At 64.7% G+C, this 12385-nt stretch carries 11 protein-coding genes; 7 read left to right on the forward strand and 4 right to left on the reverse strand.

Annotated features, from left to right (window positions below; genetic code table 11):
* Nucleotides 1-13: 13 nt before the first annotated feature.
* Both ACQR07_RS17270 and ACQR07_RS17275 read right to left on the reverse strand, forming a co-directional pair.
* Nucleotides 14-3160 carry an efflux RND transporter permease subunit gene (locus ACQR07_RS17270; protein WP_434903439.1) on the reverse strand — a complete coding sequence of 1049 codons (3147 nt, stop codon included), beginning with the start codon at nucleotides 3158-3160 and terminating at the stop codon, nucleotides 14-16.
* Nucleotides 3157-4326: an efflux RND transporter periplasmic adaptor subunit gene (locus tag ACQR07_RS17275; RefSeq protein ID WP_434903440.1), complete on the reverse strand. Its 1170-nt coding sequence runs from the start codon at nucleotides 4324-4326 to the stop codon at nucleotides 3157-3159. The genes ACQR07_RS17270 and ACQR07_RS17275 overlap by 4 nt, the downstream gene beginning before the upstream one ends.
* Nucleotides 4327-4481: 155 nt before the next feature.
* Between ACQR07_RS17275 and ACQR07_RS17280 the strand changes: the two genes are divergently transcribed.
* The 7 genes from ACQR07_RS17280 (at nucleotide 4482) to ACQR07_RS17310 (ending at nucleotide 11182) form a co-directional block, all read left to right on the forward strand.
* Nucleotides 4482-4943 (forward strand): MarR family winged helix-turn-helix transcriptional regulator, encoded by a 462-nt coding sequence (locus tag ACQR07_RS17280; protein ID WP_434903441.1) that lies wholly within the window; start codon nucleotides 4482-4484, stop codon nucleotides 4941-4943.
* 381 nt (nucleotides 4944-5324) lie between these two features.
* The gene (locus ACQR07_RS17285) at nucleotides 5325-5585 is read left to right on the forward strand and encodes a hypothetical protein (protein ID WP_434864521.1); all 261 of its coding nucleotides are present in this window, start codon (nucleotides 5325-5327) and stop codon (nucleotides 5583-5585) included.
* Between the two features lie 248 nt (nucleotides 5586-5833).
* Complete coding sequence (locus tag ACQR07_RS17290; RefSeq protein ID WP_434903442.1) at nucleotides 5834-8248, forward strand: TonB-dependent receptor; 2415 nt, start codon at nucleotides 5834-5836, stop codon at nucleotides 8246-8248.
* Between the two features lie 2 nt (nucleotides 8249-8250).
* The gene (locus tag ACQR07_RS17295) at nucleotides 8251-8940 is read left to right on the forward strand and encodes a Fe2+-dependent dioxygenase (protein ID WP_434903443.1); all 690 of its coding nucleotides are present in this window, start codon (nucleotides 8251-8253) and stop codon (nucleotides 8938-8940) included.
* 11 nt (nucleotides 8941-8951) lie between these two features.
* Nucleotides 8952-9887, forward strand: coding sequence for a tonB-system energizer ExbB (exbB, locus tag ACQR07_RS17300; RefSeq protein WP_434903444.1), 936 nt, complete (start codon nucleotides 8952-8954; stop codon nucleotides 9885-9887).
* A 6-nt stretch (nucleotides 9888-9893) separates the two neighbouring features.
* Nucleotides 9894-10358, forward strand: coding sequence for a biopolymer transporter ExbD (locus ACQR07_RS17305; protein ID WP_434864517.1), 465 nt, complete (start codon nucleotides 9894-9896; stop codon nucleotides 10356-10358).
* 29 nt (nucleotides 10359-10387) lie between these two features.
* Nucleotides 10388-11182 (forward strand): TonB family protein, encoded by a 795-nt coding sequence (locus ACQR07_RS17310; protein ID WP_434903445.1) that lies wholly within the window; start codon nucleotides 10388-10390, stop codon nucleotides 11180-11182.
* A gap of 29 nt (nucleotides 11183-11211) precedes the next feature.
* Here ACQR07_RS17310 and ACQR07_RS17315 read toward each other — a convergent pair whose 3' ends face one another.
* Nucleotides 11212-11616, reverse strand: a complete 405-nt coding sequence (locus ACQR07_RS17315; protein ID WP_434903705.1) for a hypothetical protein — start codon at nucleotides 11614-11616, stop codon at nucleotides 11212-11214.
* Between the two features lie 59 nt (nucleotides 11617-11675).
* A complete protein-coding gene (locus ACQR07_RS17320; protein WP_434903446.1) occupies nucleotides 11676-12356 on the reverse strand; it encodes a site-2 protease family protein in 681 nt (226 codons plus the stop codon).
* Nucleotides 12357-12385: the final 29 nt, after the last annotated feature.

Raw genomic sequence — 12385 nt, forward strand, 5'->3', positions numbered from 1 at the left:
TCGGAGCGGCGGATTACTCCGCCGCTTCCTTGACCGGGCCAGCGGCCGCAGCCTCGGGCTCGTGGTCGATATGGGCGCGGCCCCAGCGTGCGAAGGCGTTGTTGACGCGGTCGAGATAGAGGTAGACGACCGGCGTCGTGAACAAGGTCAGCATCTGGCTGAAGATCAGTCCACCGACCATCGCGTAGCCGAGCGGCTGGCGGATCTCTGAGCCGGTGCCGTTGCCGAGCATCAGCGGCACGCCGCCGAGCAGCGCGGCCATGGTGGTCATCATGATCGGGCGGAAGCGGAGCAGGGCGGCCTGGCGGATCGACTGTTCCGGCGCCAGGTGCTGGTCGCGCTCGGCGGCGATGGCGAAGTCGACCATCATGATGCCGTTCTTCTTCACGATGCCGATCAGCAGGATCACGCCGATGAGCGCAATCAGGCTGAACTCGTAGCCGAACATCATCAGGATCGCGAGCGCGCCGACACCGGCCGACGGCAGGGTGGAGAGAATCGTGATCGGGTGGATGTAGCTCTCGTAGAGAATGCCGAGGATCAGATAGACCACGACGAGTGCCGCGAGGATCAGGAGCGGCACGGTCGACAGCGACTGCTGGAAGGCCTGCGCGGTGCCCTGGAAGCTCGAATTCAACGTCGAGGGCGCGTTCATCTCCACCATCGCCTGCTTCACCGCATCGGTCGCCTGTCCGAGCGCGACGCCCTGGGCGAGGTTGAAGCTGATCGTGATCGACGGGAACTGGCCCTGGTGGCTGATCGACAGGGGCCGAACCGGCGCCGTGGTCCAGTCGGCGAAGGTCGACAGCGGCACCTGGTCGCCGGTCGTCGGCGATTTCACGTAGAGCTTGTTGAGCGTGTCGAGATTACCCTGCAGCTCGGGCAGGATCTCCAGGATCACGCGATACGAGTTCAGCTGGGTGAAGTACTGCGCGACCTGGCGCTGGCCGAACGCGTCATACAGCGTATCGTCGATCAGCTGCGGCGTGATGCCGTAGCGCGCGGCCGTGTCGCGGTTGATGGCGAGCTGCACGGTGGTGCCGTCGGCCTGCTGGTCGGTGGCGACGTCGCGCAGCTGCGGCAGCGAGCGCATCTTCTCCAGGATCTTCGGCGCCCATTCGTTGAGCTCGGCCGTGTTGGGATCCTGCAGCGTGAACTCGAACTGGGTGCGGGATGGCCGGCCGCCGAGCCGGATGTCCTGCGCCGCCTGCATGTACAGTCGCGCGCCTTCGACCCTCTCGAGCTGCGGCCGCAGCCGGGCGATGATCTGCTGTGCGGTTGCCTCGCGCTCCTCGCGGGGCTTCAGCGTGATGAACATGTTGCCGTTGTTGCCGGCGCGGCCGGAGCCGCCGATGTTCATCGCGATGCTGGCGACGTCGTGGTCGGCCAGCACGATCTTGGCGAGCGCCTCCTGGCGCGACTGCATCGCCTTGAACGAGATGTCCTGCGAAGCTTCCGAGGTCGCGGTGATCAGGCCGACGTCCTGCTGCGGGAAGAAGCCCTTGGGGATCAGGATGAACAGGTAGACCGAGAGGCCCAGCGTTGCGAAGAACACCATCAGCGTGGTGAAGCGCCAGCGCAAGGCGAGGTCGAGGCCCTTTTCGTAGGCGCGCAGCAACCCGTCGAAGGCGGCTTCGCTCCACTTGTAGAACCTGCCATGCTGGACGGCGTGCTCGTTGCGCAGGAAGCGCGACGCCATCATCGGCGTCAGCGTCAGCGACACGACCATCGAGACGAAGATGGTCATCGCCAGCACGACCGCGAACTCGCGGAACAGACGGCCGATGATGCCGCCCATCAAGAGCAGCGGGATCAGCACCGCGACCAGCGAGATCGAGATCGAGACGATGGTGAAGCCGATCTCCTTGGCGCCCTTGTAGGCGGCGGCCATCGGCGATTCGCCTTCCTCGACATAGCGCGAGATGTTCTCGAGCATGACGATGGCATCGTCGACCACGAAGCCGACCGCGATCGTCAGCGCCATCAGCGACAGATTGTCGAGCGTGTAGCCGACGCCCCACATCATGGCGCAGGCGCCGAGCAGCGCCAGCGGCACCGTGATCGTCGGAATCACTGTGGCCCAGAAGCTGCGCAGGAAGACGAAGATCACCATGACGACCAGGAAGATGGTCAGGATCAGCGTGAACTGGACGTCTTCCACCGCGGCGCGAATCGTCGTGGTGCGGTCGGAGATGAGGTCGATCTTGATCGCCGGCGGGATCGCCGCGACCAGCCGCGGCAGCAGCCCCTTGATGCGGTCCACGGTCTCGATGACGTTGGCGCCCGGCTGCTTGAAGATCACCAGGAACACGCCGCGCTTGCCGTTGGCCCAGGCCGCCTGCTTGGCGTCCTCGGCGCCGGTCACGGCCCGGCCGATGTCGCGGATGCGCAATGGCCCGCCATTGCGGTAGGCGATGATGACGTCGTTCCAGTCCTTCGAGTCGGTGAGCTGGTCGTTGGCGTAGATGGTGTAGGCGCGCCGCTCGCCGTCGATGTTGCCCTTGGGGGCGTCGACCGTGGTGATTGCGATCTGGCTGCGCACATCCTCCATCGACAGGCCCTTGGCGACGAGCTTGGCCGGATCGATCTGGATGCGGATGGACGGTTTCTGCTGGCCGCCGATGATCACCTGGGCAACGCCCGAGATCTGGCTGATCTGCTGGGCGAGGCCGGCGTCGACGGCGTCGCTGACGGCAGTCAGCGGCAGTGTCTCTGAGGTCGCCGACAGCAGCAGGATCGGGGAATCGGCCGGGTTGACCTTGCGGTAGGTCGGGGGCGACGGCAGGTTCTTCGGCAGCTGGCCGGCGGCGGCGTTGATCGCGCCCTGGACGTCGTTGGCGGCGCCGTCGATGTTGCGGTTGAGGTCGAACTGGATCGTGATCGCAGCGGTGCCCAGGTAGCTCGTCGAGGTCATCTGGGCGATGCCCGGGATCTGGGCGAATTGCCGCTCCAGCGGCTGGGCGACCGACGTCGCCATCGTCTCCGGGCTGGCACCCGGCAGGTTGGCCGTCACCTGGACCGTCGGAAAGTCGACCTGCGGCAGCGGCGCGACCGGCAGCAGCGGGTAGGCGACCAAGCCGATGAAGAGGATGCCCGCCATCAGCAGCGAGGTGCCGATGGGGTACTTGATGAAAGGTGCCGAGATGCCGCCGCCGTTCATTCCTGTCGGACCTTAGCTGGCGCCGGATCCGAGCTGGCCACTGCGGTGGTCACGACGGAGCCTGGCTGCACTTTGTATTGACCGCCCGTGATCACCTGCTGGCCCGGGGTGAGACCCTCCTCGACGACCGTGCGGCCGTCGATCGAGGCGCCCACCTTCACCTTGCGCAGCTCGGCCTTGCTGTCCTGGCTCACCGTGTAGGCATAGAGACCGCTGGTCGAATGCTGGACCGCATCGTCCGGGACCACCGTTGCGTCCTTCAAGGTCCGCACCAGCAGGCGGGTCGACACCGACTGGCCCGGCCACAGCACGTGGTCCTTATTGTCGAACACCGCCTTCAGCCGGATTGTTCCACTGCTCGTGTCGACCTGGTTGTTCACCACCATCAGCTTGCCTTCGGCGAGCTGCTTCTTGCCGTCGGTGGTGAAGGCGATCACTTTCAGCGGCTCGGCCTTCTGCGCCGCATTGATGTAGGGCAGCTGCTCCTCGGGCGCGGTGAAGATCACCGCGATCGGCTCGATCTGGGCGATCGAAACGATGGCGGTCTGGCTCGAGGCGGTGACGATGTTGCCGATGTCGACCTGGCGCAGGCCGGCGACGCCGGAGATCGGCGACTTGATCTGGGTGTAGCCGAGCTGGGTCTGGGCGTTGGAGATGGCGGCGACGTCGGCGGCGACCTGGGCCGTCAACTGCTCGACGGTGGCGCGCTGGGTGTCTTCCTGCTTCCGGGTCGCGAACTCGCCGAGCTTGGTGTAGCGCTGCAGGTCGAGCGTGGCGTTGTTGAGGTTGGCCTCGTCCTGCGCCCGCTTCGCCTTGGCCTGGTCGAGTGCCGCCTGATAGGGCCGCGGATCGATCTCGACCAGCAGGTCGCCTTCGTTCACCAGCTGGCCTTCGGTGAAGGCGATCCGGTTGATCTGGCCGTCGACGCGGCTGCGCACCTGCACGGTATTGAAGCCCTGCACGGTGCCGAGGCCGGTCAGGAACACCGGGAAATCGGTCTTCTCGACCGGCGCGGTCGATACCCGAACGGCAGGCGGCCGCCCCGATTTTTGTGCGGCGGTCTTCTTCGCTGCGTCTGCGTCCTGATAACGCTGCCAGCCGTAATAGCCGGCGCCGCCGAGAGCCGCGACCAGCAGGATCCATGTGATGGTTCGAGATGTTTTCATGCTGGCCCGTATGCTGAGACGAACAAGATAACCGGTCTTTAAAACCATTCCCAGCCGCCCAGATATAGTACGCACGCAATTAATGTGTAAACACACGAGCGCGTGGACAAACCTAAACAATTCGCAAGCTTCGAGGACCCGAGGACTGCACGGCCATGTCGCTGGATCAACGACGGCAGCTCGTCACGCAGCTTGTCGAAAGCTCGCGCATTCTGCGCAACTATATCGATCATCGTGCCAAACAACGCGGCACGACGCGCGCGCAATGGGTGGTGCTGTTTCGGCTCCGCGCGCAGGAGGGGTTGTCACAGGTCGATCTCGCAGAAGTGCTGGAATTGCAGCCGATTTCGCTGGTTCGCCTGTTGGACCGGCTGGTGGAGCAGGGCCTCCTCGAGCGCCGGCATGATCCCCGGGATCGGCGCGCGAATCGCGTCTACCTCACCGCGGCGGGCCGCAAGCTCGTCGACGATCTCGACGAGCTGCGTGATGCCATCGCGGGCGACGTTCTGCGGGGCATTCCGGACGACGTGGTTGCAACCAGCCTTGCCACGCTCCGCGAGATCAAGGAGCGCATCAAGGCGCTGTCCGACGCCGACACCGGCGTGGTGGCCAAGTAGCCTGCTCGGCGCCGCGTTGGTCACGCACGCTGATCTTTGGTTGCTATTGAGTTAAACAACATCCTTTGTGCGAGACGGGCGCTTGCGGGGTCAGCGCCAGGCTCGACGCCCGCTTCGCTGGCGACGCGCGGCTCCAGTCCGATGCACAACCTGGGAGACGCGATGGTCTCGCAGGCGATCACCGCTGTTCGATTCCGTCACCAGGTGATGCTTCGACCTATTGTCGCCGTCTTGTCGCGGCCGATGAGAGCTGATTAGAAGCGGATGACTCCGGCGGCCGTGACGGCGCGTCGGCAATCGGCAGAATTCAACCGAGCACAGCTGCATCGTCCGACACGCGGATGATTCGGCGTGCGATGGCAACGAGACGTGGAGCGGACGATGGAAGAGTTGAATGGAAAGATGCTCGCGTGCCAGATCCTGGTGACAGGATTGATCGCGCGCGTCGCCAACGAGCAGCGTGATCCGCTGCGGTTCCTGACCGATTTCCGCGACGAGATCAGGGCCGTGGTGAAGGGCGTACGGATTGCCGGCATCGATGATTCCGATCGCGTGCGTCAGATCGCCGTGCAGACCGTCGACGAGCTGTTCTCGCTGATGAAGCCGCCGAGCAGCGACGATGCGGCCGATGCGTCGAAGTGATGCGGTTGCACGATGATGAGCGATTGTTCGGCAGCGCGAGTCGGCTCGCGCTGTTTAGAACGATTTCAAGTTCCGTCTGTTGTTAGTTGATCGTATTTAGAATTGTTTTGATCTGGAACTATTCAAGGCCAAATTAGGGCTCCTCAAATTGCACTCCTGAAACACGCCCGATACCAACGACGCATCGTTGCAACGCGAATGATCCGCGTTCGCGATGTGGAATGAAAAATCTGGGGCGTGTGAATTCGATGGGACATGTGAGAGCACCGCGTTCGCTGCGCGAGGGCGCAGCGATGAAGGTCGTTGACGGACGAGGAGAAGGGGCCCTCGTCACCAAAGTATCGGCAGTCGCCGGCCTGATGGCCGTGGCCTCGGTGTCGTCTGCGGAAGCGCAGCCCGCATCCGACCTGCCGCCGGTCAACGTGGATGCGCCGATCGCGCGCGCCAAGCCGACGTCCTCCAAGCCGACCGCCGATCAGGTCCGGGCCCGCAATGCTTTGCGCCGCGCGGCACGCCAGCAGGGCGCACAGCAGGCTGCCGTGGCCTTCCCGAACGCGGGCGGGCTCGCGGCTCCCGACGCCAACCCCTATGCCGACGCCGCCGAGCCGTACAAGGTCAACCGTGTCCAGGCGTCCGGCAAGTTTCCCGAGCCGCTGCTGAACACGCCGAAGACGATCACGGTGATGAGCAAGGAGGTGCTTGCCGACAAGCACGTCACGGCGCTGAAGGAGATCGGCCGCTCGACCGCCGGCGTCACGCTGGGCTCGGGCGAGGGCGGCAACGCCTTCGGCGACCGCTTCTTCATCCGCGGCTTCGATGCCCGCAACGACGTGTTCATCGACGGCATCCGCGATCCCGCCGTGTCGATCCGCGAGAACTTCTTCACCGAGCAGATCGAGATCCTGCGCGGTCCAGCCTCGTCCTACGCCGGCCGCGGCACCGCCGGCGGCGCCATCAACATCGTCACCAAGCAGGCCGGCGACACCAACTTCAAGCGGATGGACACCGAGTTCGGCACCGACCAGCAGAAGCGCGTGACGCTGGACGTCAATCAGACGATCTCGCCGACCTTTGCGGTGCGCACCGGCGGCCTGTTTCAGGATTCCAACGTCGCCGGGCGCAACTTCGTCACCGACGACCGCTGGGGCGCCTTCCTCTCGACCAAGTGGACGCCGCTCGAGGATCTCAAGATCACGACCAACTACGTCCACACCGATCTCTCCGGCTATCCAGATTTCGGCGTGCCCTACTACAAGCAGGGCAATGTGCCGGTGACCTCGGCGGGCATACCGCGCGGGACCTGGTACGGCTTCCTCAACCGCGACTTCCAGACGGCGCGGCAGGATTTCGGCACGGCCACGGCCGAGTACAAGGTCAACGAGGCGATCACGCTCACGAGCAAGTTCCGCGGCGAAAACTCGGTGCTGAACTACATCGGCACGCTGCCGCAGAACCCGAACACGACCAGCTCCAATCCGCTGCTCTGGACCACGACGGCGAGCACGCAGAGCCGCTTTCAGACCGTCGACGTGTGGGCCAACCAGAACGACGCCACTTTCAAGCTCGATACGTGGGGCGTGAAGCACACCGCGGTGGTCGGCACCGAGTTTTCCAACGAGAACATCTCGATCGACCGTTACACCGGTCTGGCGGCGGAGCTGTTCGGCGCCGGCTCGACGAGTACCTCCGCTGTCACTGGCGTCAATCTCTATTCGCCGCAGTACACCTACAGGCAGTACACGACGCTACCCTCGCTGACGGGCAATCCGACGCGCTACGGCGTCAACACCAACAGTGTCTATGTGATGGATACCGCCAACTGGCGGGATACGATCATCGTCAACGGCGGCGTGCGTTACGACGGCTACAACATGGGCTCGTCGAACAACACCAGCTATCTGAAGATGAACGCCGACCTGGTGAACTACAATGTCGGCGTGGTCTACAAGCCGATGCCGATCGGCAGCATCTACGCCGCCTATGCGACGTCGGCCAATCCGTTCGGCTCCGAGCTCGACGCCACCGGCACCGATTACGGCGGCGTGCCCGCCAACAGCCTCATCCTGCTTGGGCCGGAGCGCAACAAGGCGGCCGAGCTAGGCACGAAATGGGAGCTGGTCGATCGTCACCTGCTGGTCTCGGCCGCGCTGTTCCAGACCACCAAGGACAATGCGCGCGAGACGGTCAACAACCTGCTCACCTCCGGCGCGGCCTACCGCATCCAGGGCATCGACATCGAGGCGGAAGGCAAGCTGACCGACCGCTGGAGCATCTTCGGCGGCCTGGTGCTGATGCAGTCCAAGGTGACGCAGAGCGGCATTGCCTCCAACATCGGCCTGCAGCTCGCCAACATCGCCCACCAGTCCTTCAGCATGCTGTCGAAGTACAAGCTCGACAATGGCTGGGAGATCGGCGGCACGGCGGTGTACCGCTCCAAGGTCTATGGCGGCACCTTCGCGGCCAACACCGGCAACGAACTGCCGAGCTACTGGCGGTTCGACGCCTTCGTCGAGAAGCAGATCGACAAGAACTGGACGATGAAGCTCTATGCGCAGAACCTGACCAACAAGCTCTATTACGACACGCTGTATCGGAGCGCGGTGCCGTTCGTCGCCGTCGCCCCGGGTCGCGCCTTCTACATCATCACCACTGCGAAGTTCTGAACATGCTGATCTGCATCCCGGACGTGCTGTCCAAAGACGAAGTCGCCGAATTCCGCCGCATCATGGATGCGGCGGACTGGGAGGATGGCCGTTCCACGGCCGGGGCGCAATCGGCCATGGTCAAGCGCAACGAGCAGTTGCCGCCGGACGGCGAGGCGGCGCGGATGCTGGGTCAGCGAATCATCACCGCGCTGACCAAGAACCCGCGCTTTCTCTCCGCGGCGATCCCGCTGCAGATCTTTCCGCCGCTGTTCAACCGCTACACCGCCTCGCGCGGCGATCATTTCGGCATCCATGTCGACAACGCCGTGCGGGGCGACCAGCGCACGGGCCTGCGCATCCGCACCGACATCTCGATGACGCTGTTCCTGGCCGAGCCGGACACCTATGACGGTGGCGAGCTTGTGATCGAGGACACCTATGGCTCACACGAAGTCAAGTTGCCGGCGGGGCATGCGGTGCTGTACCCGTCGTCGAGCCTTCACATGGTCACGCCGGTGACCAGGGGCGCCCGGGTCGCCTCTTTTTTCTGGATGCAGAGCATGGTACGGGATGCCCATATCCGGAGCATGATCTTCGATCTGGACACGGCGATCCAGAGTCTGACGGACCGTCTCGGGAGGGATGATCCCGATGCTGTCAAGCTGACCGGCATCTATCACAATCTGATCCGGCAATGGGCCGAGGTATAGTGGGCCGAGATATGGACATGACATCGTTCCTCGTTCGGCTCATCGTCCTGTCGTATCTGGCGGCATCGACCGTGGCGCCCGCGGCCGCCCAGCAGATTGCGCAGTCAGCCCCGGCAATTTCGACCGACGTCTCCGTGCAGGCGCCGGGCGATGCCAAGGCGGCCCCGGCAAATCAGGCTGTTGCGACGGCATCGCAACCGGGGACGGAGAACGGCGCCCGCACCGGAAAGTCGATTACCACCGGGCTCGACGAGCTGTCGCCGCTGGGCATGTTTCTCAAGGCCGACATTATCGTCAAAGCCGTCATGATCGCGCTGGCGCTGGCCTCGGTGGCGAGCTGGACGATCCTGATCGCCAAGAGCATCGAATTCTCGGTCCTGCGCCGCAAGCTCGGCGGCGCGCTGCGCAAGCTGACGGCCGCGAAATCGCTGGCCGAAGCGCAGGTCGCGCTCGGGCAGGGCAGGAAACAATCCGGCAACGTCGCGGCCGTGCTGTTGCAGGCTGCGATTGCCGAAGCGCGGCTGTCGGCAGGGCTCGCCAGCGACGAGGGCATCAAGGAGCGCGCGGCATCGAGCTTCAGCGAAATCGTCCGCGCCGAGGCGCGCCGCGTCCGCGTCGGCATGGGCCTGCTGGCGACCGTCGGCGCGATCTCGCCCTTCGTCGGACTGTTCGGCACCGTCTGGGGCATCATGAACAGCTTCATCGGCATTTCGAAATCGCAGACCACCAACCTCGCGGTGGTCGCGCCGGGCATTGCGGAAGCGCTGCTGGCGACCGCGATCGGACTGGCTGCCGCGATCCCGGCGGTCATCATCTACAACCACTTCTCGCGCGTCACGAAGGGCTATCTCGAGCAGGTCAACCGCGCCTCTGGCGCGGCCGGCCGGCTGCTGTCGCGCGATCTCGACCGCAGCCACGGCAGCGTTCACGCGCGCGCGGCGGAGTAGCAGGCAATGGCCGTCTCGCTCTCCGAAGCCGATCTCGACGATGATTTCGACGAGACCCACGACATCAACGTGACGCCGTTCATCGACGTCATCCTGGTGCTTCTGATCATCTTCATGGTGGCGGCGCCGCTGTCGACCGTGGACCTGCCGATCGATCTGCCGTCCTCCAGCGCCACGCCGCAGAAGAAGCCGGACAAGCCGACCTACGTGTCGATCAAGCCGGACCTCACGCTCGCGATCGGCGAGACGCCGGTGAAGCGGGTCGATCTGCTGGCGGAGCTGAACAAGGCGATGGCTGACCACGCCGCCGACGATCGCACGGTGTTCCTGCGTGGCGATCGCGCCGCGCCCTATGGCGAGGTGATGGAGGTGCTGGAGCTGCTGCGCGGGGCGGGCTACAAGTTCAAGCTGGTGGCGCTGGAACGTGTGCCGGGCACCACCGGCGACGCCGCTCCGGCGGCACAACCCTGATCGATATCACCGAATTCGATGTACCCGGGATGAGCGACCTCGACCAATCACCAACCACGTCGCGCGCGGCCTGGCTGATCGCAGCCCTGGTCGCCGTCGTTCTGCACGTCTGCGGCGTGGCGTTCGCCCTGACCAGGGCAAGCGTGGAGGAGGACGGCGGCGGACTCGGCGTCGCGGCCGATGTCATCGACGTCGAAATCGCAGCGCCAAAGGTCGAGCCGTCCGATCTGCAGACGGGTGTTGATTCCGTTGCCGACGTGGCCTCGGTCGCCACCCCCGAGCAGAAGGCCGAGACCGAGCAGGCCGATCTGCAGAAGGGCCTGCCGACCACCACCGAGGAAGCCGACGAGCGGGTGTCACCGACTGCGGTGAAGGAGCCTACCGAGGAGGAGAAGGTCGCCGTCGTCGAGACCAACGCGTCGGAGGCTCACACCGCGGCCGAGGACTCGACGCGCAAGACGCTCGACGTTAAGGTGCCCGAAGCCGACCGCGTCAAGGCGCCCGATCCGAACGGCATCGGCAAGGACCGCGATCCGCTGACCACCGATTGGCAGCGCAAGCTCAGCCTCATCGTCAAGAAGAACCAGAAATATCCGGCCGGCAAGACCAAGGGCGGCAGCGTTCGGGTGACGTTCACGCTCAATCGGCGCGGCAACGTGCTCGCGGTGGACGTGACCCAATCATCCGGGGATCCGGATTACGACCGCGAGGCCGTCGCCATGGTGCGCCGGTCCGATCCGTTCCCCAAGCCGCCGGCTAGGGCCGCAGACGACGAGATTCCCTTGTCGATCGTCGTGAATTTCCCGCCCGGCAAGAAGGCCTGAGGCTTTCGCGCCGTTGCCGGCCGCGCGCCTTACGGCCAAAGCAGCCTGACCCCGACATAGACCACGCACAGGCCGGCGAAGATCAGCACGGCCGGGAGCCTGCGCTGGGAGATCTGGCCGCTCTGCGCCGCCTTGGGCTTCGGCGGTAGCTTGCGGAAGGCGGTGACGTTGTCGGTCACCGGCTCGGCCTTGACCGGCTTGACCTCCGGCGGCGCGCCGCCGCCGCCCATCTCGGCATAATAGGCCTTGTACATCTCGCGGATGGTGGCCTCGGTCGCCTCGTGCTCCGTCACGTCGTTGAGACGGGTCTTGTAGCTCGCCAGGAACTCCTGCGCCGCCGGCGGCAGGCCGGATGCGCCGTTCAGCTTGGCGATCATCTTCCAGGTCGCGAAATCGGCGCGGGCGCGCGTATCGGCGCGGCGCGCGATCATCATGTCAGCGGCTTTGACCAAGAGTGCCTCGGAGCTCGTTTACCGTCCCTGATGCGAGAGACTTATGCGTTACCCGTCAATAGCAGAAGCAGTTGCTGGAGAGAATCGGTCGTGGCGCGGAGCAGCCTTGACACAAAATCAAGATTAAGACCGAACTGGGAACCTGCCAGGGGCAACAAGATCAAAATTCCGATCAGAATCAGCATGCCATACGGCTCGAGCCGGGCAAATGGCCGCGCCAGGACCCCCGGCAGCAGCCCGACCAAAATCCGGCTTCCGTCGAGCGGCGGTATCGGGAGCATGTTGAACACCGCCAGCAGGATGTTGAAGGAAAATGCATTGAGCAGATTGCGGGCAACCCACGGCGCGCCGTCGGCCGGCACCAGCGGCAGGATGTGGAAGGCGAGCGCCGCCGCGAGCGCCAGCGCGATGTTGGTTGCCGGTCCCGCCAGGGCCACCATGATCATGCCGGTCCGCAGCGGCTGCAGGCCGCGGAAATTCACCGGGACGGGCTTGGCATAGCCGAACAGGAACGGCGATCCGGACAGCAGCAGCATGCCCGGCAGCAGGATCGTGCCGAACGGGTCGATGTGCCGGATCGGGTTGAAGCTGACGCGACCGAGCTTCAACGCCGTGTCGTCGCCGAAGCGCAGGGCAACGTAGGCGTGCGCCGCCTCGTGGAAGGTGATGGCGATGATGATCGGCAGGATCCAGACGGAGATGCCGTAAAGCGAGATATTCAAGGATCGAGGTTCCGGACGCGGTTGACCCT

It is taken from the genome of Bradyrhizobium sp. HKCCYLS20291 (genome assembly GCF_051167715.1).
GTDB lineage: Bacteria > Pseudomonadota > Alphaproteobacteria > Rhizobiales > Xanthobacteraceae > Bradyrhizobium.

Excerpts from the sequence above, each read along its gene's own strand:
- ACQR07_RS17270 (WP_434903439.1), bottom strand. The coding sequence starts at position 3,160 with ATGAACGGCGGCGGCATCTCGGCACCTTTCATCAAGTACCCCATCGGC.
- ACQR07_RS17275 (WP_434903440.1), bottom strand. The coding sequence starts at position 4,326 with ATGAAAACATCTCGAACCATCACATGGATCCTGCTGGTCGCGGCTCTC.
- ACQR07_RS17280 (WP_434903441.1), top strand. The coding sequence starts at position 4,482 with ATGTCGCTGGATCAACGACGGCAGCTCGTCACGCAGCTTGTCGAAAGC.
- ACQR07_RS17285 (WP_434864521.1), top strand. The coding sequence starts at position 5,325 with ATGGAAGAGTTGAATGGAAAGATGCTCGCGTGCCAGATCCTGGTGACA.
- ACQR07_RS17290 (WP_434903442.1), top strand. The coding sequence starts at position 5,834 with ATGGGACATGTGAGAGCACCGCGTTCGCTGCGCGAGGGCGCAGCGATG.
- ACQR07_RS17295 (WP_434903443.1), top strand. The coding sequence starts at position 8,251 with ATGCTGATCTGCATCCCGGACGTGCTGTCCAAAGACGAAGTCGCCGAA.
- exbB (WP_434903444.1), top strand. The coding sequence starts at position 8,952 with ATGGACATGACATCGTTCCTCGTTCGGCTCATCGTCCTGTCGTATCTG.
- ACQR07_RS17305 (WP_434864517.1), top strand. The coding sequence starts at position 9,894 with ATGGCCGTCTCGCTCTCCGAAGCCGATCTCGACGATGATTTCGACGAG.
- ACQR07_RS17310 (WP_434903445.1), top strand. The coding sequence starts at position 10,388 with ATGAGCGACCTCGACCAATCACCAACCACGTCGCGCGCGGCCTGGCTG.
- ACQR07_RS17315 (WP_434903705.1), bottom strand. The coding sequence starts at position 11,616 with ATGATGATCGCGCGCCGCGCCGATACGCGCGCCCGCGCCGATTTCGCG.